A 25,214-nucleotide genomic window follows, 5' to 3' on the forward strand; every position below is an offset into this window, starting at 1 on the left:
AACGTCACCCGCTCCCGCCTGGGACGACTCGTCCGCCAAGGACTCCTCGAACAACCCGGACGAGGCCGCTATCAGAAACGGACTTAACGCCCTCTGAGACACGGATGGAGAGGACCAATCTTGGCAGAGCACTCAGGCATTGCAGGGCGCTTTGGTTCAGCAGTTGGCTGGCCATGGGACCTAGTGCGTTGGGACGAGACGGTGTCCGCCTCACGTTCGATCACCGAGGCGGTCCAGACGGTGTTCTTACGCATCACCGCGGTGTTGCGGGTCCTGTGGGGCGTGCTGGTGGTCGTCACTGTGTTGTGGCCGGCGTCCTTCTCGACCATGCCGTGGGCGGCGTTCCCGGTGGCCTTGGCAGGGCTGGGCTGGGCAGCGTTCGTGTGGTTCCTGTCGCGTGGCGGCGACTGCCCGACACGGCATATGGCCTGGATGGACGCGCTGTTCTTCACCACCACGCTCATGGGTCAGGCGTCCCTCGTTCCCCCGTCCCTGATCGGTGACGGCACGAACTGGGTTTTCGCCGGGGCCTCGTTGTCGCTGTTCATCGCGTGTCTGCTGCTCACACCGACGGAGGCGGTGGGGGTACTCATTCTGCTGATCGCGGGCTATCTGTCGGGCATCATCGCCGCGGGCGGGTCGGCCCTGGTTCCGGACGGCCCAGGCACTTCGTTCGTCTTGCTGATGCAGTGTCTGGTGGGAACTGCCGCTGTCCGCGCCCTGCGGGGAACAGCCCGCCGTGCGGACGCGGCGATGCGACGTGAGCTGGCGGATGAGCACGTGACCATTATCGAGTCGCGGCGGGAGGCCGAACGTCAGGCCCAGGAAGTGATACTGCACGACAAGGTCAGAGCGACACTGTGGCTGGTAGGTGACGGTTGGCTGCTCGACAATCGTGCCCAAGCACTGGAGAGTTGCCGCAGGTCGCTCTCCGCGCTTCGCGACCTGCGCGAAGGACACCTGGCCACAGAGTTGGCGCACTCACCCAAGCATGGCGTCGAGAAGGCAGTCACATGGGCGCGAAGCATCGGCCTTGATGTCGAGTTCACTGCTCACGAGCAGTCTGTGTCGGAAATTCCCGAGGCCGTTTCCCAGGCAGTCGGGGAAGCGACCCGTCAAGCACTTGCGAACGTGCGTGCGCATTCCGGAACCGTGCACGCAAGGGTGGAAATCGTCACCGCCGAAGACAGCGTGCAGGTGACCGTCCGCGATGACGGACGCGGATTCAATCTCGACCAGGTGGGTTCCGACAAACAGGGTGTGCGCGAGTCCATCACCGAACGCATGGGAAAGGTAGGCGGACATGCGCGGGTGCGGTCCGGTATCGGCCTGGGCACCACCGTGCTGCTCGACTGGAAGGCGAGCCCTCCCCAGAACCCCGCCGCCAAGACTCCGGGCTCAAGCGCGTTGGCGCTGTCGGGCAGCACCTTCGTGCGGCTGATCATCACGAGCGGCTTGGTGTACCACGGCCTGTCTCTGTACGCGCTGATCCACTTCGCACACGACTACGTAAGCGTCGGAGTGGCCCTGGCGGCTTGGTGTCTCCAACTGGCAGCGGGTACGACGCTGGCTCTAGGCATCAAAATCGGCCGGCTGCACTCATCGGTGGTATGGGGGTGCGTGGCCGCCACTCTCCTGGCATCCGCCGCAGTCGTCGTCGACTGCCGGGCCGAAGGGGTGCTCGGATTCGCCAACTGGGCGTTCGGCGACTCAATCTGGCCGCTCAGCCTTGCAGTGGTCCACCTCCACGCCGTCCGGGTGGTCATCGCTCTGGGGGTGCACGACGCGGTCCAGACCGTCTGCATCTTCGCCAAGGTCGGGGGCAGCCCTTCCGGCCTGCTCAAGCTCGGCGCGATCCTGCTGGAGAACATGATGCTGCAGGCGGGGTTCGCCGTCGGATTCTATATCCTCATTAAGATCACCAGGGAGACCGTCTGGTCCATGTGGAAGTCCGGGATCAAGAGCTCGGACCTGCAGGCAAAATCCGAGGAGCGGCGCTCGCGCCAGGCAAGGGCAGCCAGATTCGATTCCCACATCCGCCCTCTGCTCAAATCGGTTGCCGACGGAATCGCAGACCCGAACGACATGGGAACAAGGCGACGATTCCAAGCCGCCAGCCTCGCGATGCGACATGAGGACGTCTTGGCGGAACTGAATTCGGATACAGCGGACCTGACAGCGCTGGCCGCAGAGGCAGGAGACCGGTCCGTACGAGTCGACATCCGCGGAGCCGACGATCTTGCGAGGTTCCCTCCCCACACACGCCGGTCTATGCTGACAGTCATGGCAACGGCGCTCACATTTGCCTCCCCCGGACGAGCCGTTATCGGCCTCCACGCGGACACCGATATGACGGCCCTGGACTGGGAAGTCGCTGGACATGATCGGCATCACCAAATCCACAGCATCACCTTGGTATGCCACACCCTCAAGTCCGAAACCGCGGCACTGCGCACGGAGATCGAGCTTTCTCTGGCGACCAGCCCTCTGCTCACGTCCGAGCTGGACGTCGATGACGAACCCGATTCTCCCACCGCCGAGGTGTGGCTGGCTGTGGCAGGCCGCCCTTGATCGCCGTGGCGCTCGTCGACGACGACGAACTGGCTCTCGGCGCTCTGCGGGAATTGGTCGCCACGGGGTCCGACGAGCTAGCGGTAGTGGCGGCATGTCCCAGCGTGGACAGGTTGATCGAGTGCTGTCAGAAGCCGCCGGACGTAGTCATCCTCGATGTCATGCTGGCGGACCGTGCAGCCGGACTGGAAGCGAACGTCGCAAGGCTGCGCGCCTGGGGCGCTCGCGTGCTTGCCATAAGTTCGCAGCCCGACCGGCGTGAAGTGACCGAAGCGATCCGTCTGATGGAACTGAACTTCTTGCCCAAGGACGGCATCAGGGATCTGCTGCACAGTGCCGTCAGGGACACGGCGCAGGGCAATAGAGTCATCTCCCCCCGCATGGCACCGGCACTTGTGTGGGGCGATCAGAACAGCACGGACCCTGGCCTGACTCCGCGCGAGAGGCAGATCGCGAAACACCTGGCCAGTGGCCTCCGGCCCAAGCGCGTGGCGCGCGTACTGGGGATCAGGGAAGACACCGTCCGGGATCATGAAAGACGTATCAAGGAGAAGTACCGAGCCGTAGGGCGTCCCGTGGATGACCTTCTCCCCTTGCACTACGCCGCCCTGCAGGACGAGATCATCACCGACCCCCACGAGATTCTCCGGGAAGTCCGTCCCCGAGAAGAACAGTCGGAGGACGGGTAGAGGCTCTCGGTGCGCAAGACCACTTTGACCGTGCTCGTAGGTGTCGCCACCTCCATCACAGCAGCTGCGTCACCACTCGTCCTGGGACCCGGCCACCTTCCGTGGTCGCCCGCTCAGCACCGGAATGTCTCCGGGCGGATCAGCTGCGAGTCAGGTCGGCCCGTGGTCGGCGTCTGGGTCGAGCAAGCCACAGACGTCGGTGAATTCGCCCCCTGGCGGGCCGAGGCGAGAAGGCGGTCCACGGCCGTCTACCGTGCAGTCGTCCTGGAAGGAGTGCCCTACGAACTCCACATCGGATGCGGCGGCACGCAGAAGCGATGGCTTCTGCAGACGATCTCCAAGAAAACAACGGCCACCTGGCTGACTCTGAGGTGCTATGACGTCAAGGGCAGTCCCGAGTATGGAAGGTGTTCATGAGACAGCCCACTGCACACCCGTTCCCACCCGGTACAGCACACCGTTGATCACCGGACGGTGATCGCTCCACCGGCCCCCACGCGCACCGCCGGGAACGCGGTCGGCGCCCCGATCCCGGAGACGGCCGGGCATCGCGGCCGCGCCCGCCTGTGGGACCACGCAGAGGTCACCGCAAACGCCGAAGGCAAGGCTGTGACACCGGGAACGCGACGCGCGCGATGCCGGCAGGTCACCCGGGCCCAGGACAGACACAGGACCAGCGGGCGACAGCCCACTCCACTCGCACAACCGCCGCTCCCGCGATGTCCAGTTGTTCATCCGTTCCAGCGCGATCACTGCAGGCCGTGGCGAATCCTGCGCGACGCAGAACTCCACGCGGTCGTGGCAGCCGGTCGCATCTGAGGTGCGGCACCTCTCGACCAACCGCGCCTCTCCCCTCGTCGATGAGGCGTCGCCCGACCTCCCGCAGAGAGGAGGAGGCATCTCCGAGCAATTCCCGTGGCAGCATCGTACAGAGGGGTGTCGCCGGTGCAGATCTCCACGAGATCGTGCACCAGGACGAGCCGATGGGAGCGCAGACTCTCGTCAAGATCGCCGGAGAAAGATTTCTTCTCGGTGAGAGGGCCTCGGCGTGCATCGCTCATGCGCTCTTCGTGGCACGCGCACAGCCTCTGCTCACAGGCGCCGCAGCAGAGCCGATGTTTTCGGCCTACGGCTCTGTCCCGTGATCGGCGGTAACGAGGGGTACCGGCCAGTGCAGGGGCTGCGGTGGCGAAGGAGGCCGAAGCCCGTGCGGCCGTGAGCCGTGCGCCGGAATCACGACCTCTTCCAGTCCGAAAGGCCCACCGGCACTCTTCGGTGCTCGACCGACTGCCGGAGACGGCCGTCTGCCGGGCACCTGGGCGCGGTTGACGGCTCACGGGCACTGCCGCTCGCGAGAGCTCGCAGGGGTCGGCCATCCGTGACCGGGTTCCAGGTGCGCGGTGGTGGTGAGCAGGGCTTGCCGGCGAGGTTGCTTTGGATGTGGTGGATGCAGGAACGACTCCCACGTGGCGCTCTCCGTGTCGGAGATCCGGGTGCTGATTCGGCAGAGCCGACGGCAGGCCGCGCGGCGTACGGGGGTGTGGTAGAGGTCCTGACACCTCTCACAGCTGCAGTGCGGCGATCTCACTTCGCGTGGTGGCTGGAAGATCAGGATCTGCAAGGAGGGCTGCCTTGTGTTCGCGCGCTACGTCGAACAGGGCCTGGATGGTTTCGGCGTAGTAGGCGGGCCTGGGGTCGACCAGGTACGGCTCGGGGCCGTAGCGGTGGCTGTGGAGGGTTCGAAGGAAATCGGCTTTGTCCGCGGCGCTTGTCGCTTCCAGCTGCTCGCGGACGAGTGCTGCTGCGAGCTGTGTGTGCTGGATTCCGGTGAGGCAGTGCGCGAGTTCGATCCGTGACTGCCAGTCGTGTCGGGGGAATGCCTGGGCCACCAGGTCCGCCGTGGTGTCGAAGCGGCCGTAGCGGACGAGGACGGACACCGCGTCGCGTACGGCGAAGCAGTTGGCACCTGCGGTGATCGCCCGCTCGGCCAGGACGATGGCCTCTTCGTCCTGGCCGAGATCCGCGTATGTCCGGGCGGCGTAGACAGGGACGCCGGGGTCTCCCTCGTACGCGGCCATACGTGCCAGTTGGGCTTGTGCGAAGTCATGGTGCTCCGAGTTCCAGAGACCGCCCAGGCCGATCGCCGCAGTGTGTGCGTCTCGCAGACCTGTCGTGAACTGACGCAGAGCGGTCATCAGCCGCGGGTAGCGGCGGGCCAGCGGCACCAGCAGGGTGACGACGTACTGGGCTGGTGAGAGCGGGAACTGCATGCCCCTGCGCATCACGTCGTACCAGCGCGTGACGAAGAAGTCGAAGAGACGCTCGACTGCGTCGTCGTCGAGCGGCACGCCGGCTCCGCCGAGTTGCGCCACGGTCCAGTAGGTGGCGTAGGTGTAGAAGTCGTCTTCGTGTTCGGCCAGCAGCCGTGAGACCGCGGGCTGTGCCGTCCGTCCCTGCCACAGGCAGCGGAAGAGGAGGAAGGACGTGGTGGCATCACTGTTCTCGAACCAGCCGTGGCCCCCGCCCTCGAAATGACTGATCGACGTATGCGCGTTGATCATCATCGTGAGCGTGGACTCGAAGGAGTCAGGTCCGATGCCGGGAAGCGAGGCGGCCAGGTACTCCGCGACGCTGCGATGGATGAAGACGACTTCGGCCCCGATCGGCAGCAGCATCCCGGTGTCCACCAGAATGCTTTGGACCACGGAACTCCAGCGGTCGACCCAGGGTGCGTCTTCGCACTCCTCCTTGATCCACTCCACCGCGATGTCGGTGAGGTCACGACTGTCACCTTGCAGGTACTGCTTCGCGACCTGGGAACACAGCTCGAGCCGATGGTCATAGAGCCAATCGGAAAGCCGGTCACCGGGTGTTCCGTACACCTGGAGAAGTGAGGCGATCTGGCGTCGGCTCTCCGCGTGCCGGGTTCTGCGGAAGAGCAGATACTGGACGAATCTGTCGTACAGTTCCAGCCGTGTGACCGGCAGGTCGGGGCCGTGCCGATCGCTCACGATCAGGCACATCGTGGTGAGCAGGGGCGAGGACAGCATGTACTCGGCGCCGTGCCGGAGGCGCTGGAGGAACCGCGTCGCGTCCCGCCCGGGTTCGGCCGATCCTGCGGCCGCCATCCAGCGCGGGACGAACTGGTGCAGTTGCTGACCGTCGAACGGCAGCATATGGAAGGCGAGTTCGATTCCGCCGAAGGTGCTGATCTCGTTCTCCGAGAAGTGCCGACTGGTGATGACAGCGGCGTGTCGGGTGGTGTCGAGGTGGCGCGCCAGGTGCGTGATCTGCCGGTCGCGTTCGTCCGGGTCGACCAGCTCGTCGATGCCGTCCACCACGATCAGCAGGCGATGCCTCGCCGCGATCCGGCCGATGTCGATCTGACGTGAGAGCAGATTGCCGAGATGCCGGTCGCACGCTGCGCTGATGCTTTCTTGGATGTTGCGCTCGCTGCTGATCAAGCGGGCCGGAACGAAGACCGGGACCGTGTCCGGCGGCTGTGTCCCGCGCAGTATCTCGCCGCTCATTTGGCCCACCATCTGCAGGCCGGCGGTGGACTTGCCGGAGCCTGCCGGGCCCAGGAGCAGAATCCGGCCCCTGTCGGACAGCAGCGTCGTCAGGGTTCCGCGCAGTCCGCTGCCGTCCAGGGAGATGACCGAAGGCTCGACGTAGACGTCGGTGAGCTTCGGCAGATCGCGGTGGAACGGCCAGTACGGCAGAGCGGAACAGGCGGCCTCCTGCGCCCTGAGCAGGGCCGTCGTGTGGTCGTCCAGGTGCCCGTCGACTGCAGTCGCAGGGCCGGCTGGGCTGAGCTCCCGCAGGACGGCAACCGCGGCTTGGGCTGCGTTCTGGGCGGCCTTGGACGGGGAGCCTTCGGCGTCCCGATGGTGTTTGTGTGCATCGGCTTTGTTGCTGATGCCGCGGATGACGAGGGCGTCCAGCTCACCCGTGAGGTGGGCGGCCTGAGCGACGCCGGTCGCTTCCATCTCGATCGCGACGGCGTCGTTGTAGTGCTCGTTCAGGTGACGGGCGATCGCGGAAGCGGCGTCGGCGAGGACGACGTCTCCGACGGCGATCGGCTTGAAGCGGGCCCTGCCACGCAGGGCGTGCCGGGCTGCCTGTTCGAGGCGGTGGGAGGTGCGCCAGGCTTCGGGCCGTACGAGGAAGCCGTGCGAGGTCTGTTTGCCCCCGTGGATGCCGTACACCTTGGTGGCGACCACGACGTCCCCGACCTCGATGTCGTCCTTCAGCCCGCCGGCGACACCGACGAAGAACAGGGCCTGCGGACGGAGCCAGGTGTGGAAGCGCTCGGTGAGAGCGGCCGCGGTCAGGGTGCCCTCACCGATCTCGGCGAGCGCGACGTACCAAGATGTTCCGGCGAGACGGCCGCGCTCGGCACGCGTGCCGGAGGCGTGCACGAGAGTCTCGATGCCGGTGAGATGGGCCCGCACGGCCTGGTATTCCACCGACAGAGCCGTGAGGATCACGGCGAGCGGCGCCTGCTGATCACCTGACTCACCCGTCTCGCGAGGGCTGTCCGGCTGCGCGCGTTTCATCCGACCTCACCCATCGGTGCCCGGCTGACCAAAGCCGGGCGCGAGCAGGTGCCGAGGCTGTTCCACGTTGCGACTCGCTCGCCCGTCAAGGGCGTCGGCTTGTCGTCGTGAACCCTCCACTGCCCGAACAGCTCGACCGTCTCTACCGGCAATCGCCCCACGAACAGGCATGTTGCCGGACGGCCCGGACCGGCGTCGCCGAAAGCCGCAAATGATCAACGATATTTTCGACGTGTGCTTCCCTCGTCGACGGTGCCTGCTTCCGGGCCCCGTGGGACCACAGGGGCTCGCGGCGGATCACCGTGACTGCCACACGGGTTCTGCGGCCGATTGGGTCGATCACGAGGAAAAGATGAGCGGCCCTCGTGAGGGTGTTCTCGTACAGCTACGACGAAGGGACATGCAGTGCTTTGTCGACGGGGCCGAATGGGTGGCGGACTGCCGGATGAACTCTCGGCTCTTCGACGGCAGTGCCGTGCGCCGGTTCGCCCAGCCCTTTCCGTTCGAAGGGAAACGGCATGGGGAGTGCGATCGCGACGACCACGCGTTGCACTCCGCTGCATTGCATCAGATCCACCAGAGCGGCTGGACACTGCTGGGCAGCCACAGGCCCTCGCTGTTCGCGGCTGGTCCGCAGCGCGGTCCGGTCCGGCGGCTCCGTGACGGGTGCGTGGCTTCCTGCGCCGGTCCCCTGTCCGCGCGGCACGCAGGACGCTTCCCTGACTGAGGCAGGGCCTGGCACGCCGGACAGGGTTGGTGGCGTCGCGAGCAGCAGTCACGAGCTACCGGCACCAGTCCGTGGGCGTGAACACGCCACACCGGGCGGCCCTCATGCCGGACGGCGCCGCACCCTCGCCGGACAACGGACGTAGCAGTCGAGTTGGCAGGCCGGGTGGGCACGGCTGCAGTGGCGTCGACGGCGGACACCGGCAGCGTTCTCAGTCCTTGTGAGCCCACGATGACAACAAGATGACGCCGCGTTGACACCACTTGCGTAGGTTCGAACCGGGCAATCGGATCAGCCCGCTCGAAGCGTGTGACGGCTGGGCGGCATTCGAGCCATCGCCGGGGGGAACATCCTTGTCTCCGCGGCGACCGCCCCCCTCGAAGCCGTCTTGACGCGATGCCCTTCTGCGTGGGCATCGCTCGTTCACGGCAGACCATCAGGTGGAAGTCGGAGCTGTTGCCCGGGAGGTGCGATGGACGGGTACGAGGTCTACCGCGATGCCATGGCGGGCGATCAGTGGAAGGGTTGGTGGGTCACCTGGCCGCTGTCGACTCGGGTCCGCCTGGGTCACGTCTACGACCGCCAGAGCGACAGCATCCGCAGAGCGGGCAACCTGACCGCCCGCGGAATCCCGTTCCAGCGGGAGCACGGCACACCGGACGGTACCTTCATCTACGATTCGAACCAATCGGTGGATGTCACGTTCAAAGCCGCAGGAACAACCCCTGCGGCTCTGTCCGCCCTGGCCGCGGCCGATGCGGGCGCTTCAGTGACCTTCACGAGGGGCAGAACGGCCTTCGTGGTCCTCCGGGAGCATTCGCAGAGCGGAATCTCCGACGTCAGGGGCCTTTCTCATGCCTTGGTCGCCGCGTGGTGGAACAACGAGTGGGACGATTCGCTGCTGGCCGTGACCAGCGTCGTCGCCGCAGCCGGCGCCACGGTGCTCACCGCGGAGGCGAGCGGGGCGATGGCCGAACTCAAGGTGTCCGCGTCCGCCGGGATCGGTGGGCTCGGCATGGCGGATCTCGCGCTCGGGGCGTCGGTCGTCCGCCACAGCGCTCTCGGCGCCCAGTGGACCGGCACCGACGTCACACCGTTCTACCAGGTGATCCGCCTGCGCAAGAGCTGGCTCGGTAAGGTCCTGGCCGAGTACGGACCGCGGCCGCCGGGACATGGGGCACTTCCCTCCGCCCTTCCTCCGCTGCTGAGCGAGGAGATCGGGGACGATCCCGAGGCTGCCCTGGAACCGGGCGACGGGACGGAGGAGCTTCCGTTCCACGACCCCGGGAACGACTGACACTCTTCCAGGGGCGACAGTGAAGATCGTGCGATTCCGTATTCGGCCGAGCCCCTCTGCGAGGGCCGCCGGCGGTGAACGGCCCGTCCAGGTGAGCCTGCGTGCGGAGGAAACGGGTACCGGAGCGGCGCAGGAGGCGACAGAGGACTTCGACCTGGCGAAGGCACTCGCGCGGATCGAAGATCTCCGGAAGGTCTTCGGGGCCGGGGCTCGTGACCAACGCCGCCGGGACGCAGGCGATTTCCTGTTCCAGCTCCTGACCCCCGGCGCGGTGGGAGAGCTGTGGCAGCAGACACGAGCCTCGGGCACCGGAAGTGAACCGCTGCGCATCAGTATCGAGATCGCTGTCGAAGATCTGCGCTCACTGCCGTGGGAACTGCTGAGAGATCGGGAGACCTTGCTCTTCCATCACCCGAAGCTGCTGTTCTCCCGCCTGCATTCTCCGGGGCGCAACGATCCGGACAGCGTGGGAGATCAGGCGCCCCGGGCCGAACTGGGTCCGCTGCGGGTGCTCGTCGTGGTCTGCAACCCGGACGACTGGCAGACCCTCGCCGACCACGAGATCGCCCGGGTGGGGGCCGCCCTCGGCACCAAGCCCGGCCGCGCCCACCTCCAGGTGCTCGACGGCCCGTCCCCCGAGAAGCTCTTCGACGAGGTCAGGACGTGGCGGCCGCACATCCTGCACTTCATCGGTCACGGTATGCCGGCCGTCCCGGGGGCTCCTGCCCGGCTGCCGTTCAACTGGGGCACCGGGCCGACGCAACCGCCCGATTCGCTGCAGCAGTGGTTCTTGACCTCCGACCATGTCATGGAACTGCTGGACGAGTGGCGTCCCCGGCTCATCGTCCTGAACGCCTGCCGTACCACGGACGACCCTGTCGACCGGCTCGGCGGTCTGGCCCACGCCTTCCTGGAGGCCGACGTCAGCGCCGTCGTGTCGATGCAGGCCGACATCGACTCCCCGGTGAGTGTCGTCTTCGCCGGGGAGCTGTACCAGGTCCTGTCGCAGGGCGGGGCGGTGGACCAGGCGGTACACGCCGCACGGCGGAAACTGCGTCTCGCCCATGCGGACAAGGGATGGTGGGCGCTGCCGGTGCTCGTCACGCGCCACCGCCCGGAGTCGGCCCTGGCGATCCACCCCAAGCCGAGGGAGGAGGACATCACCAAACTGTGCGAGCACTCCTTGTACAGCGAACTGGACCTCTTCGTGGACCGCACGGACGAGCGACGCACGGCATGGCGGGCACTCGGTGTCACCGAGCAGCCGTCCGCACGGCCGCTGCTCGTCGTCTCAGGACACTCGAAGGGCGGCTTCAAGCACACGGGCAAGACCTGGCTCACCCGATCCTGCCTGCTCAGCTGCTTCGTCCGTGGCTACCGCATCACGTATGTGGACCTCGGGAACCGGTTCTCAGCGGACGAGGCCGCGGAGCCGGGTTCTCAGCACAAGGACTGGCTGGACCTGCTGCGCGCGATCCGCGGCGCATGCATGGACAGCAGCCAGCCGGAGCCGCTGCCCGCGGAGGCGTTCTCCCGCTTCAACGCCACGCTCAACGCCATGGTCGAGGGAAGCGCGCCGGTGACCGCCACAGCCCCCGGACCCGTCGCGGATCGGTGGGAACCCTTCGACGAGCAGGTCGGACAGGCCGACCAGCGCAGAGAGCACATCTTCCGGGCTTTCCTGGACGGCCTGCACGCGGCCTCGCCCGATCGCGTCCACGTCCTCGCCCTCGACCACGCCGAGCTCCTCCTGCCGGCACCTTGCCGGCAGATCGTCTACCCCGAGTTCATCGCGCCGATCGCGCGGAACGAGGAATCACCGCTGCGGCTGGTCCTGGTGGCGACTGAGGAATGGATCTTCAGTGCGCTGCCCGAGGAGGGCAACAGGATGTGGAATCCGCTGCTCCGACTGGGCGACTTCAACCAACGCGAGTTCATGCGGCTGGCCGAGGAGTACTGCGAACGGGCAGGTCTGGACTTCTCCCGGACCAGACAGATTTTCGAGGGTTTCCGCAGCCGCGAGAACGTCGACGTCGAGCTGTTCGGCGACATCAGGAACATCCTGGTCAAGGGAACGGCAGGCCGGACATGACCAACGCACTCGCCGACATCGGCGCCCGCATCGCCTCGGGTGAGAGCCTCGCCGAGATCCGCCGCTCCCTGCGCCCCAGCGCATGGGAGCCCCTGCTCAGGGCCTGTGCCGCCGCCGTCACCTTCGACCGGGAGCTCTTCGAGAGCCTTCTGCGTCCGTACGGCGGGGCCGACGCGCCCACGCTGGACCAGTTGTCCGAGCTGGGCGCGGTCGAAGACGTACCCCATGAACCCGGCCGTCATCGACTGCTGCCCGACGACCGCACGATGTACATGCAGACCTGGCTGACGGGCTGGACCGATGGCCCGGCGCCGGATGACCTGGCTGCCCTGGAGCGGCAGCTCGCCGATCACGCGGCGGCCGCGGGAGACCGGCGCGAGCAACTGCGGCACCTGCTGGTGGCCGACACGTCCCAGGGTCTGCAACTGTTCGACGAGCTCTTCGGTCAGGCGGACCGCGACCGGGACTTCGCCCGCTGCCAGGACCTGCTGGACATTCTCGGCGATCCCGACCGCCGTACCGTCTCGGGCCCGGACGCCGCCCGCGTGCTGCTGGACCGTTCGGGCTACCTTCGGGCCCAGTCCTACTGGGCGGTCGACTACGCCCGCTGCGCCCAGTACCTGGCACCCACCGGTCTGCGGGAGCGGGCCGACGCCCTCATGGCCGACCACGGAACCCGGGTGTGGCAGGTCTTCGCCTCTCCCGGCATGGGCAAGACGATGCAGCTGCGCTGGCTGGTCACGCGTTACTGCGTCCCCGCGGAACGGGACATACCCTGCGCGCGGATCGACTTCGACGCGGTGTCCCCCGTGGCGATCGGGCGCCATCCCTGGCTGGGTCTGCTCGAGGCCGCCGCGCAGTTCGACAACCGCTGGCCGCAGAGGCCGTTCGGCAAACTGGACGCGTACGGATCCCTGCGCAGCCTCTTGCGCCGTCACCCGTCCGATCTGAGCCGCACGACCGCCGACAGTCTGCGGATCCAGAACCTCGACACCCTGCGGTCGGAGATCATCGAGATATTCGTCAGCAGATTCAACGCCGCGGCCGGATCCGATCCGGCACTGCTGGTCTGCGACACACTGGAAGAGCTGCTGCTGCGAGGCAAGCAGGACACCGGCCGTTTCCTGGAACTGCTCGGGCAGGTGCGCACATGCTGCCCCAGCCTTCGTATCGTGCTGGCCGGGCGGTACGACCTGACCGAGCGCGTACCGCAGGCACGAACGGCACTGGACGGGAGCGAGCGGGTCGAAGTCGAGCCTTTCACCGACGAGCAGGCCGAGAGGTACCTTCACCGGATCCGCGGCATCTCCGACGCCGGCAAGCGAGCTGTCGCACGACGACGCGCCAACGGCCGACCGCTCACCCTCGCGGTCTACGCCGACGCCATCGAACAGGACACCGACATGACCGCCGAGGCCCTGGCGAAGGTGCCCGAGCCCACCATGCCACTGCTCATCGAGCGTGTCGTGCGTCGGATCGAGGAGCCCGCGGTGCGCTGGCTGGTGCGCTACGGCGTCGTACCCCGCAAGCTGCGGCGAGAGGACCTCCCCGTGATGCTCCCCTTCCTGAGCAACATGGGCGGGCCCACCCCGGACGACGATCCGCGCAACGACATCCACGGTGTCGCCGACCCGGACGCCTATCCGTTCGCCGAACCGCCCTCGGACGATGCCGCGCTGGAGAACATCTGGCGGAGGCTGCTCGACTACGCGGGAAGCTCCTCCTGGGTCTCACAAGCACCCGGAGACCCGTCGACCGTGATCTTCCACCCCGACATCCTCGCCCCGCAACGCCTCCTGCTGTCCCGCCAACGGGTGTTCACGCTGCTTCACCAGGCATTCGCTCAACACTTCGAGGCGCTCGCGGCCCAGTACCCGCACCGGTGGGCGGACTTCACGCGTGAGGCCGTCTACCACCGGTTCCAGATGCAGGACGAGAGGGCCGCCGACAGGTGGAGGGCGGCGCTGCGCCGGGCGCGGCAGACCGACTCGCTCGACGAACTGCACGCACTCGCCACCGAAGTTCTCGGCAGAGACTATCTGGACGAGCAGGGCGAGTCCCGACTCACCCGGCAGGGAAAGCCGCTGATCTCCTACACCGAGCTGATCGAGGCACACCTTCAGGAGGCGTACGCCATCAGCCGACAGGCGCTCCGTGACCGGGCGAGCCCGTCGGATCCACGGTGGAGGGAGGTCGAGTACTCCCTGACCCAGGCCGACCGCCTCAGGAGCCTTCCGTCGAGCGCAGTGCCCGTCACCAGCCAGGAGAACTCGCTGCGCGCGTTGCTTCTGACGGTCAACGGCCGTGCGCAGGAAGCGGATCTGCTCGCCACACGCGCGCTGGCGGAGGCCATGCCGGAGGAGCGCGCGGACGTCCTCCGCGTCCTCGGCGACAGCAGAGCCGCCGTCGGCGACACGTCCGCAAGAGATGCCTACCAACAGGCGTACGAGCTGACCGGGCGAGAAGGGAGGACCGGCCACGCGCACGAGATCGCGCTCGCCCTTGCACGCGAACGAGCGGCACAGGGCCAGCTGCAGGAAGCCCTGGACTGGTGCGAGCGGGCCGGACCCGGATCCGGGACCACGACCAGGACGGATCCGGTGACCCTGACACGGGCCAGGCTGCTGCTGGCCTGCTACCGGCCGACAGCAGCCCTGCGTATTCTGCCGCCTCCGGCCCTGGCCGGCGCGGAACGAGTGACCCACGGCGACATCAGCGACGCCCGGGTGACGGCACTGCTCCTCACCGCCCGCGCGGAGCTGATGCTCGGTCAAGGGAGCCATGCCCTGACGACACTGGACGCCGCCCTCTCCGTCGCCGCGGAGATCTTGGGGGCGACCCGGTACCGGCTCGAAGCCCAGATCCACCAGCTGCGGGCCGTCGTCATGGGCGAACTGCTCGAGGTGGACGACGCCGAAGCACTGTTCCGGCAGGCCGAGAGCATGTGGGCGGAGTTCGGATACCGGACCGGTCATCCGGAATGTCTCTATCTGCACGCCCGTTTCCTGATCCGAGAGGTCGGAGATCTCACAGAGGCAGCGGATCTGCTCGCCGTCGCCGACCGGCGTCCCGGGCCACCCTCCGGTCATTGGAACCCGCCCGAGGCGGAGTTCACGCTTCGTACGAACCTGCTCGGTCGTGAGCTGGCCGGAAAAGCCGGACGCCGGCTGGAGACGGACGAGCGGGCCGCAGACGTCACCAGGCCGATCCCACCACGCCACACCGCGATTCTCGCCGCGCACCGTCTGGTTGAGGCATGGTGGAAGAACAGACAGTCGATCCCGGCACTCGCCGAGGCCCTGGGTACCCTGCAGCCCCCGTCCGCCCGACTCTTCGCCATGGAGGACCTGCGGCGCTGCCCGACCCCCCGCAACCCCAGCAATGCGGTGGTGGAACCACTGCGTCATGTCCTGCCCTCAGCTGACGACATCGACGACCCGCAGGACCAGGCGCTGCACCGGATGCTGCTGGCCGAGCTCGACCGCCTCGCGGGCCGGCGCGACAGCGCGCGCCGGGCGCTCGACGAAGCCGCGGACGTCCTGGAGGAGAACGATCCACTCGCCCAGTGGCGTTGGGTCCAGGCCCGCCGCCGCCTCGGGGTGCCCCTCGAGGGAGACCGCCCCGTGCGGGTGCCGACGGCCCGATCCCCGTTGCTTCGTTCCGCCGTCCTGCTGCGGCTGGCCGGTGACGCACGGCGCGGTCGGGACGTCATGAAGGCGAGACGGCTGGCGGAGGAAGCGGTCGAAGCGGCTTCCCAGGTACACCGACCGACCCGATGGGGTGCCGAAGCACTGCGCGCCTACGCGGAGATCACCGACGACGAGGAGGCACATCGGGCGGCCAGCCGGGTCTACAAGCGTCTCGGCCTGCCGCACCGCGTCGCACCGCCCGGGACTGCAAGGCTGGGCTCCTTGGAGCAGGAGTCCGTTCAGCTGCCGATCAGCCTGTCCGCCCCCGAAGGAGTACCCCTCGACGATCCCGAAGCACTGCAACGGCTTCTGGTCCACGACTTGGAGGCCGTGGTACGAGTTCTGAACATGACTCTGGCCGAGTCCGTGCCGGAGATTCCCGACCGGAGCGGCTTCCGCGTGCTGCGCATGGAGTCCGACGACCCGCTGGTTCACGCACTGCCATGGGAGTCGGCCGTGACCGGACTCGGCCGACCGGGCGCGGCCGTGCCGGTCATCGGATTCCGCACCCGGCCGGCCCTGGCCGACGTCGGCGCGAGCCTGCGAATCCAGGCCGCACTGCGCGAGACGGTCGATCCGCAGCTCCCGGTCGACGGGTTCCTCGGACCACGCACCCGAGCGGCCCTCACCCGCCTGACCGGCCAGGAGTACGGCGGCCTGACCGCCGCAGAGCTGGCAGCCCTGGACCTGTCCCGCCGCCGGACCCGCACGGACCAGCCCAGTGTGGCCCTCATCGCTCCGTCACCGGCCGTTCAGTACAAATCCCGCGGCAGTCACTACCAGTCCGGTGTGGATCTGGCCGACCACTACGCCTCCCGGGGGTTCGACATCCGACTGACGGAAGCCGTGGACATCCGCAGGCCCTGCCGATGCTCACCGAGCCTGATCCATGTCAGCGCCCCGCTCGAGACCACCGCGCGCGAGCCGTACTTCGACCTTTCCGCGCCCTACTCCGACTACAGGTGGGCGACGAAGTCCCAGGGGTTCGACCTGTCGGCCCCCACGCTGGCACAGTGGCTGCAGAACTTGCCGGCCTGCCTGGTGGTTCTCGACCCGCCGCTGCCCGGATCCCCGCTGGACATCCCCGAGCAACTGCTCCGGCGCAACATCTTCGCCGCACAGCTGCTCGCGGAGCTTCCGGCCGCCGCCGTCCTCGGTATCGGGCTGAGCGAGTCCCGCACCTATCCGTCGATCGACATCCTCGCCACCGCGATCCGGGACGGGCTGCCACTCTCGGAGGCATTCGAACTGCTCGTGACGCGACGGCTCGTGCCGAACGGCCACGAATGGCTCGCCGTCGGCAGCACGACGCTGTTCACCGCTCCCGCCACTTACGCCACGTGCGTGCTCTCATGACCGGCGCCGACTACGAGCAGCGCAGCCGGGCCCGGCTGCGCCACCTGAAAGACAGTCTGGACCGCGAGACGACCTGCTGGGAGAAAGCTGCCGCCGAGCCGAACAAACCGCTGGAGAAGCATCACAGCCAGGTGGCCTGCCTGACGCGTCTGATCAGGACCTCTCTGAGTGATCTCTCGCGACTCCCGGACTCCGAGCTGGCTGAGCCGATCCTGGATCTTCACCACGTGTGGGACTTCTTCCGCAGCAAACTCGTCCTGCGTTGCCTGCCCCAGTATCAGGAATTCCTGGACACGGCCGACGAACTGGCCTGGGCCTGCTATCGACCCGCGCTCGAAGCGGCCGGGCTGCCCTCGTCCATACCGCCGCTGGTCTTCCTGAGCCGGGACGCGGTTCCGTTCACGCTCGCCCGGGGAAGCGACTACCGCGGGCTGCTGCCCAGCGGTGTCCGTACCCGGCCCGGAGCCGATGCCGTGCGTCGACTGCCGTTCCCGATCATCGGCGTGCCGTGGTATCAGACAGAGCACCTCCCCGATGTGCTCGCCGTGGCGCACGAAGTCGGCCACCACATCGAGGACGACTGCGAAATGACCCGTGCCTTGCAGGCCAGACTGCGTGCCGGCGGCCTACCCGCCGGCCGGCAGTCGGTCTGGGAAGGCTGGCTCGGCGAGGTCTTCGCGGACGTCTGCGCGTGTCTCGCCTGCGGACCCGCCTACGTCGCCACCCTTTCCGATGCCCTGGAGACCGCCCCGACCGCGGTCGGGGCGTACCCACCGAAGGACGTTCGTCTGGCGGTCTGCCACGCCGTGTTCGCATCACCGGGTTCGGACCCCTCCGACGAACCCGGAACCGTCGTCCGGGCGCTGACGAGCGACGGGTACGCCGCGCTCGGGGGTGGGAAGCTGTCTGAGGTGCTGCAGTGCCATGAGACGCTGGACACGGGGCTTGCGGTGGGAAACCTCCTCGCAGGGATGCCGTCGTCCGCCGTCGACGCCCGTGAGGCACTGGCCGCAGCCGCCGACGCCTTCTCGCAGAACCCCGACGCCTACGACAGGCTCGGCGTGCAGGCCCGTGTGATCACGGAGGTCCTGGAGGGACGCCCCGACGGTTCCCGCGCTGCCGGATCCGTCCCGTCCGGCGCCGCGGAACGGGCCGTCGACGTCGGCCATCTCCTCGCCGGTCTGCTGTCTGCGTCTGCGTCTGCGTCTGCACATGGACGAGCGGTGTTGACGGCCTGAACAGCAGCCGCGGCTCCGATGGTTCGGCTTCGAGCCGGGATCAGCTCGACCGACAAGGCACATGCCTCCCCGACCGAGTGAACGGCCACGCTCCAGGGGTCACAGAGCGTAGGCTGCGGGACACACCGCACCGGTGCTCAGTCACACGCACAGGACCCTTCACAGCCGGCACACAGACGCTCCGACAGTGCACTTGGGGGACGACCGTGGACGACGCCACGGACAGACAGCGACCGACCGGCGCCGAGATCCAGGCGGCCACCGGACGCCTCGACAACGCGCTGCGCATCAAGTTCGGGCCCGGAACCACACGGTTCCTCGGAAACGTGCTGGCCCACCAGCGCCACCGAAACACCGTCCACGCCCGGGTGCGGCAGTCGATCGGCAGCGTGGACCCCGCCCTCGGACACACCCCTGACCGTCCGGTACGCGTCGTCGCCCACACCCTGGGCGGAGTCGTCGCCGTCGACATGGCCACCGCGGCCGACCCCCTGTGGACGTCCTCTCTGGTGGCCTTCGGCCCCGGGCGGCGTTCTTCCACGCCTGCGATCCGCGCGGCAGTCAGATCCTGCCCTGCTCCGGCAGCCGGCCGGTCGTCCCGCCTGCGTCCCTCGCCCGCTGGACGAACCCGTGGGAACCCCTCGACATGCCGGCCTTCGCCGCTGCCGGAGTGTTCCGACTGCACGACGACAGCGCGCCCGTGGATGTCTCCGTGCCGCGCGGCGAGCACCGGAGTGTGGACACACTCCTCCCGCCGGGGCATGCCGTTCGTGGCGTCGGAGACCGGCGCGGCCATGGAAGGCCGGCAGCGGCAGCCAAGGTGAAAAGAGGCTGGAGCCATGACGAACAGCGTGAAAGTGATGGTCGTCGACGACCACCCCCTGTGGCGTGACGCTCTCGCCCGTGAGCTGACCACGTCCGGTTTCACCGTGGTCACCACAGCAAGTCACCATGAGCAGGCGGTACGCCACATCCAGACCGCCGAACCCGACGTCGTGGTGATCGGCCTGAGTCTGTTCGCCACGTCAGGCGCCCAGCTCTGCCGCGAGCTGCTCGACGCCAGGCCCTCACTGCGCATCCTCGTCGTGTCGGCCGGCGAGGTACGTGCGGACGTCCTGGCAAAGGCAAGAGCCGCCGGTGTCACGACGTTCCTGCTCAGATCGATGCCGACGCGGGAGGAGCTGACCGAAGCCGTACATCGCACGGCACTCGCCGACCTCGTCCCCCTGCCCGAGCCCCCCACCGCAGCCACATCGGCGCCTGCCCTCCCGCGCCTCACCGCCCGCGAGACCGAGGTACTGAAGCTGGTCGCCTCAGGTCTGACGGACGAACAGGCGGCCAACAGCCTCGGCCTTTCGATCCGGACGGTACGCCGCTACATCGCGCAGGTGATGGAGAAGTACCAGATACGCAGCAGGCAACCGGAGCTTGTGCGGCAAGCTGTGGAACACCGTCACCGTGCAAGAAACGTGCTCGGCACGATGAGTGACACCCGTTTCGGACATGACGACTCCTCAGCTGCTCCGCTCGACTCTCACTCGCCGATACCCCCCGACTCCCCCGGTGGGACCGGCAGCGGAACCGGGCCCTCCGGCACCTCGGAAAGCCACGTGCCGGCTCCTCCCGACAACCGTCGTACGGTACCGACAGCACCGCTTGTGGAGCCGCACACATTGACGGCCGAGCTCGCCGAGCAGGCCCCGCCCGGCCGCGAAGTGCCCCTCCAGGTCCAGGTGACGAGGGGATCGTCGGGTACCGGCGCGGCACTGCGCGACTTCCATGTCCCGGCAGGCGGGGCCCGGCTGACCATCGCCGTGCACGCGCCGGGACTGCTGGCTCTGGGAGATCTCCAGCAGGAGGTGACCGTGCTGCCCGGCCGTGACTCGGACGTGGTGCGATTCGGGCTGCGCACCCTGGCACAAGGGCTGCACACCGTGACCGTACGCGCCTTTCGCGGCGGCAGCTTCCTGGGCGAACTGCGGGCGCAGATCTCGGTCCAGGCCGACACTCCCGCCCGGGACGGCCCGCCCCACAGCACACCGCTGACCACACTGGCCTTCGACCCGGGCGAGGTGACCCTGCAAGTCCTCAAAGGCCCGGGCGGGGCTCACAGCTTCCAGTTGCTCAGCGAGACCACGTACGCCCCCGAGTCGTTCCACCTCATGGCCGGAAACCCCCACGGTGCCCGCGAGCTGATGTACGACGAGCTGCGCCGCACCGCCGCCGCAGCCCGGCCCGGCGCAGTCACCACGGACACGGAGGCGCGTCGGCGGCTGCGCAACCTCGGAGTCCAATTGTGGGCCAGCGCGGTGCCCGATGCGGTGCGACGCCAGTTCTGGGAAGAGGCGGGCCGGATCACCTCTCTGACCGTCCTCGGGGAACACGACGCAGTGCCCTGGGAGTTGCTGTATCCGCGCGACCGCGATCAGGAAGGCGACGGCTTTCTGGCCGAGTGGCTACCCGTGGTGCGCCGGGTCTTCGGTCAGGACCGCGTCCGTGAACTGCGTCTGCACAGGGTCGCCTTCGTCGTTCCCCCGGATTCGCCGCCGGAGGCGGAGCGTGAGGTGACCGCCCTGCGCACCAGGCTCGGGAACACCCCGGCCGACCACGGCACACTGTCCTACCGCAGGACCGTGAGCGACCTGATCGAGGAAGGGTCCGCCGGACTGCTGCACTTCGCCTGCCACAACAGCTTCACCTCCGCGGGCTCCCGCGTCACCATGGCCGACGGACCGTTCGACCCGCTCGATCTCGCCTACGCCGCGCAGTCCGGTGCCCTGCGCAAAAGTCACCCTCTGGTGTTCTTCAACGCGTGCCGCAGCGTCGGCGAGATCAACTGGTTCGCCTCGAGCCTGGGCTGGGCAACCCAGTTCCTGCGTGCCGGCGCCGGGGCGTTCGTCGGCACCCTGTGGCCCGTGCGATCCGATTCGGCCTTCACGTTCGCCGACACCTTCTACGACCGCCTGGTGGCTCAGGGACAGACACTGGGCCAGGCATCACTTCAGGCACGACAGGCCATCCGAGACCAGGGCGGAGACCCGACCTGGCTGGCCTACGCGGTCTACGGCAGCCCCGCGGCACGCGCCGCGATCTCCTAGCACTCCAGACGGACTTCTGTGTTTCTGATGGCCAACGGCCTGGCGGGGGGGTGGGCATACGTGGGACGGTCTTGGACAGGTCGTCCCACCCACGTGTGTCCGCATCGCATGCAGTGACGGCGCGATGGGCAGTACGTTCTCGTGATCCACGATGTACCGACGAATGCTTGGACCTGGAACTCGAAGAACTCTTCCTGCGGACCGGAGCCCGCTTCGCCCGGGTGGAGTCCCGGCGGCGGATGCGGGACTGCGTCCGCGGACTGCTCGGCCCGGTCGGCCGGAAGAACAGCCGGTGGGACGCTGACAGCCTGCGCGACGGCCTTCAGGCATACGTCGCAGAACAACTCGGCACGCCGAACGGCGTATTGATCATCGACGACACCGGCTTCGTGAAGAAAGGCATCACCTCCGCAGGGGTGCAGCGCCAGCACTCCGGCACGGCCGGACGGACAGAAAATTGCCAGACCGGCGTCTTCGCTGCCCACGCCACCACCCGCGGCCACGCCCTGGTCGACCGCAAGCTCTGCCTGCCCAAGTCCTGGACGGACGACCGTGCCCGATGCCACGCCGCCAAGGTCCCCGACGAGCGGGAGTTCGCCACCAAGAACGCCCTCGCGGCGACGATCATCCGCAGAGCTCTGGCCTCGCCGCTGCCGATCGCCTGGGTGACGGCGGACGCTCCCTACGGACAGGACAACCGATTCGCCGGATGCTGGAAACATCCGGCGTCGGCTACGTCCTGGCCGTTCCGAAGTCCCAGTTCTCCCTGGCCGGCCCGCGCATTGACATGGTCTTCCAGCAGGCCCCGACCAGGCGTGGGAGCGCCGTTCTTGCGGAGCGGACGCGAAGGGGCAGCGCGAGTACGACTGGGCGGCCGCGCAGTTGCGCCCGGTCACCGAGTACGACAGCGACTCCCCGAGATCTGCGCCAGAACCGAAAACCGATGTCACCTGGGTCGCTGCGGCAGCCCGTCAGAGCTGCCGCAGCCGGAACGGTGACGCGGATGTTCGCAAAGCGGTGGCGTTCCGGCTGCCGCTCACTCCCTCAGTCGCTCTTCACCTCACTGCGAGGAGGCGAGTGCCTTCCAGAAGGCGTAGTGGTGATCGGTCGCGAAGTCGGTCTGCCCGATGCGGCCGGACGCGAGCCGCTGAACGTACGGGCTGCGGGCCGTGAACCGTTTCCACACGGGCATGGAACACCCGTTCACCTGCCCGGTGCTCGCGAATCGGCCCCAGTAGGCGGTCACCGTGTCCGACAGCCCGGCTTGCGCGGGGTCGAGTGGCTCGAACAGGTCGTTGTCGAACAGGTAGGCCAGATCGATCATGTGGCCGGTACCGAGTGAGAAACTCGTCGGCCGCGGCACGCTCTTGAAGTACGGGGCGTCGGTCTCGGCGAAGTCGTAGGCGTAGACGGGGGTGTAACGGGCCAGCGCGCGCTGGGTGTCGAGTGCCGCAGTCGACCACTCGGAGTCGGTCAGCACGGCCGACAGTGCCGCCCCGGGCGCCGGGTAGTTCGCTCCTGGATACTCGGCCAGGACCGCGGGAGCGTCCTTCCCGAACTGCTCGGTGACCTTCTTGGTGTATCCCTCGACGGTCAGCGGCCTCCCTGTCATGATCTCGTCGAGCCCGGCGAGCCCGCTCATCTCGTCGTGAGCGGAGCCGTGCAAGACCGGAACCCTGGCGAACCGCCCGGCGGCGATCGCCCGCGACGGGGCCTCGGGCAGCACCTTGCCGTCCACCACGGGCCGGTAGCCGTCGTGTCCGGAGGCCGATGCCTTGATGAGCTCGGCGGTGGACATCCGCCGCAGGCAGGAGTCGGCGGTACGCGGATCGTCGCAGCCCGCGGCTTCGGTGACGGCGAGGCCGTTGGTCTGCGCCTGTGTGCGGGTGAACGAGCCGTCCGGTCCGACGCAGCCCGCGCTCTGCACGATCGCCTTGCTGAAGAGCCCGCGGGCCGACGGCGAGACCAGATGGGCGCAGACGCTGTAGCCGCCGCCCGACTGCCCCATGATCGTGACATTGCGGGGATCGCCGCCGAAGGCGCCGGCGTTGCGGTTGACCCATTTCAGCGCGGCCTGCTGGTCAAGAAGACCGAGGTTGGCCGGTGCGCGCAGGCCGGGAGCGCTGAGGAAGCCGAACGCGCCGAGCCGGTAGTTGATCGTCACGACCATCGCGCCCTGCTGCGCGGCGGCCAGCTCGGCCGCCCGGTAGGTGGCGCCGTCGCCGTAGGTGAAGCTGCCGCCGTGAATCCAGACGATGACCGGCAGCCGTCCTGTCGTCCGCCCGGCCGGAGTCGTGACGTTCAGGTAGAGGCAGTCCTCGCTGCCGCCGTCCTCGATGGAGATGGGCTGGTCGATCGGTTGCGCGCAGGCGCTCTTCGGGGCGCGGGCGTCCAGCGGCGACGACCAAGGGCGCACCGGCTGTGGCTCCTTCCACCTGCGATCCCCGGTCGGCGGGCCCGCGTAGGGGATGCCCTGGAACGTGCGCACCGTATCGGCGACTGTGCCCTGGACCGGGCCCTCGGCGGTCATCACCTGCGAGCGGAGGTCTTGGGCGCCGGGGCGCGCGGAGGCGGGGCCGACCGTGATCACCGTGGCGGCGAGTGTTGCGGAGACGGCGGCCGCGGCCAGGAGGGCGACGCGTAACTTCTTGGTGCTCATCCGGGCTCCCGGGATCGGCGTGATCTTCGATGCTCGGAACGGTAGCCAGAATTTGGGCAGATGCGCAAGACGCTTGATTAAGACGTCTGCCCAAGGCGATTGCATAAGGCGTTCGTCTCGTGCGAATGCGCAGACTGTTGCTAGGGTCCGCGGCATGGGGAACCGGGAGAAGCTGCTGGAGGCCGCAAGACAGTGCCTCTTCACGAAGGGCTACGAGCGGACAACGGTCCGCGACCTCGCCTCCGCAGCGGGCGTCAGCATGGCGGCGATCGGTTATCACTTCGGCTCGAAAGAGGCGCTGCTCAACCAGGCGCTCTTCGAGGCGCTCGACGCGGGAGGCCAGGCATTCGGGCCGGCGGCGGGCGACACCGACCTCGGCACGCTATGGCGTCGCCTGATCGAGGCGTTCTCGGTCAACGAGACCTTCTGGCTCGCCAATCTGGAGACCGTCCTGCGCGCGCAGCGCGATCCTGAACTGCGTGAGCAGGTGGCGGCCGGGCTGCGGCAGGGACGCAGTGGCATGGCGCGAGAGGTCACCGGAACCGACGAGGCCGAGCTCTCCGAAGCAACGATCCGCACCGTCGGCTCGGTGCAGCTCGCCCTCGTCAGCGGCCTGATGATGCAGCATCTCACCGACCCTCAGTCCGCGCCCACCGCCGACGAGGTGCTGGCGGGTCTGCGGGCGCTGGCCACCTGCCTGCCCGAGGAGTCATGACGCCTCGGGCCGTGGACCAGGACGCCTGCGACGACGACCTCCGGTCACCCCTGACCGGGCATGTCGGCTCTGGGTTTCGCCTGGTTGCCGGGCGGCCCCTGCCGTGTGGGCCCGGTTCAGATGGTGGCGGTCTGCTCGGCCAGGGCCTTCGTGTGAGCCAGACGGTACGATTCGGCGCCGGTCTGGACGATTGCACCGTTGAAAGTGAGCCGGTCGACGATGGCCGCGCAGAGCCGGGGATCGGTGAAAGTCTTCGTCCGGCCATCTGGGGCCGGCACTTGTTCCCTCACAGGGGGTCGCCGCTGCCACCTGGCTGTATCCCTCTTCTGGGGTCCTCGTTGGTTCTCGCGGTAGGAACCTGACTTTTCAAGGTGCTGCCTTGAGCGTTCAGGTGCGAGGAAGGTGTGCCGGTGGCCGAGGCGAGACTGCAGGTCATCGCGGGTGGGGCCGGTCCCGGCTGGTCAGACGCCTCACGTCCGCAAGCCGTCAGGGCGGTTACCGGGATGCATGGCCCACCGCGTACG

General features: G+C 68.0%; 11 protein-coding genes and 2 pseudogenes. 9 read left to right on the plus strand and 4 right to left on the minus strand.

Going from position 1 to position 25,214, the window contains the following annotated elements; all coding sequences use genetic code 11:
- The first annotated feature begins 183 nt into the window (after positions 1 to 183).
- On the plus strand, positions 184 to 2,571 hold the full coding sequence (locus tag ACIQGV_RS18175; RefSeq protein WP_402495879.1) for a sensor histidine kinase: 2,388 nt from the start codon (positions 184 to 186) through the stop codon (positions 2,569 to 2,571).
- A 5-nt stretch (positions 2,572 to 2,576) separates the two neighbouring features.
- Positions 2,577 to 3,260 carry a response regulator gene (locus ACIQGV_RS18180; protein ID WP_402495881.1) on the plus strand — a complete coding sequence of 228 codons (684 nt, stop codon included), beginning with the start codon at positions 2,577 to 2,579 and terminating at the stop codon, positions 3,258 to 3,260.
- Positions 3,261 to 3,683: 423 nt separating this feature from the next.
- On the opposite strand, the pseudogene ACIQGV_RS18185 reads toward ACIQGV_RS18180, so the two are convergent.
- Both ACIQGV_RS18185 and ACIQGV_RS18190 read right to left on the minus strand, forming a co-directional pair.
- A pseudogene (locus tag ACIQGV_RS18185) lies at positions 3,684 to 3,809 on the minus strand (IS5/IS1182 family transposase); the annotation flags it as partial.
- 1,013 nt (positions 3,810 to 4,822) lie between these two features.
- Complete coding sequence (locus tag ACIQGV_RS18190; protein WP_402495884.1) at positions 4,823 to 7,819, minus strand: NACHT domain-containing protein; 2,997 nt, start codon at positions 7,817 to 7,819, stop codon at positions 4,823 to 4,825.
- 1,199 nt (positions 7,820 to 9,018) lie between these two features.
- On the opposite strand from ACIQGV_RS18190, the gene ACIQGV_RS18195 reads away from it, so the two are divergent.
- The 6 genes from ACIQGV_RS18195 (at position 9,019) to ACIQGV_RS18220 (ending at position 22,314) form a co-directional block, all read left to right on the plus strand.
- Entirely contained in the window at positions 9,019 to 9,843 is an 825-nt protein-coding gene (locus tag ACIQGV_RS18195; protein WP_402495886.1) for a hypothetical protein, read from the plus strand.
- A 91-nt stretch (positions 9,844 to 9,934) separates the two neighbouring features.
- Positions 9,935 to 11,935, plus strand: coding sequence for a CHAT domain-containing protein (locus tag ACIQGV_RS18200; RefSeq protein WP_402495888.1), 2,001 nt, complete (start codon positions 9,935 to 9,937; stop codon positions 11,933 to 11,935).
- Positions 11,932 to 16,980, plus strand: coding sequence for a hypothetical protein (locus tag ACIQGV_RS18205; protein WP_402495891.1), 5,049 nt, complete (start codon positions 11,932 to 11,934; stop codon positions 16,978 to 16,980). Before ACIQGV_RS18200 ends, ACIQGV_RS18205 begins: the two co-directional genes overlap by 4 nt.
- Positions 16,977 to 18,218, plus strand: coding sequence for a hypothetical protein (locus ACIQGV_RS18210; RefSeq protein ID WP_402495893.1), 1,242 nt, complete (start codon positions 16,977 to 16,979; stop codon positions 18,216 to 18,218). Before ACIQGV_RS18205 ends, ACIQGV_RS18210 begins: the two co-directional genes overlap by 4 nt.
- An 839-nt stretch (positions 18,219 to 19,057) precedes the next feature.
- On the plus strand, positions 19,058 to 21,316 hold the full coding sequence (locus ACIQGV_RS18215) for a CHAT domain-containing protein (RefSeq protein ID WP_402495895.1): 2,259 nt from the start codon (positions 19,058 to 19,060) through the stop codon (positions 21,314 to 21,316).
- A gap of 167 nt (positions 21,317 to 21,483) precedes the next feature.
- Positions 21,484 to 22,314 (plus strand): IS701 family transposase, encoded by an 831-nt coding sequence (locus ACIQGV_RS18220; RefSeq protein ID WP_402495898.1) that lies wholly within the window; start codon positions 21,484 to 21,486, stop codon positions 22,312 to 22,314.
- Between the two features lie 62 nt (positions 22,315 to 22,376).
- On the opposite strand, the gene ACIQGV_RS18225 is transcribed toward ACIQGV_RS18220, so the two are convergent.
- Complete coding sequence (locus ACIQGV_RS18225; protein ID WP_402495901.1) at positions 22,377 to 23,975, minus strand: carboxylesterase/lipase family protein; 1,599 nt, start codon at positions 23,973 to 23,975, stop codon at positions 22,377 to 22,379.
- A gap of 154 nt (positions 23,976 to 24,129) precedes the next feature.
- Between ACIQGV_RS18225 and ACIQGV_RS18230 the strand changes: the two genes are divergently transcribed.
- Positions 24,130 to 24,690: a TetR/AcrR family transcriptional regulator gene (locus ACIQGV_RS18230; RefSeq protein WP_402495904.1), complete on the plus strand. Its 561-nt coding sequence runs from the start codon at positions 24,130 to 24,132 to the stop codon at positions 24,688 to 24,690.
- Positions 24,691 to 24,806: 116 nt separating this feature from the next.
- Here the strand turns inward: ACIQGV_RS18230 and ACIQGV_RS18235 are convergent.
- Positions 24,807 to 24,953: pseudogene (locus ACIQGV_RS18235) on the minus strand (ATP-binding protein); the annotation flags it as partial.
- Positions 24,954 to 25,214 lie beyond the last annotated feature (261 nt).

Origin of the sequence: Streptomyces sp. NPDC093094, assembly GCF_044754345.1 — a bacterium.
Lineage (GTDB): Bacteria > Actinomycetota > Actinomycetes > Streptomycetales > Streptomycetaceae > Streptomyces.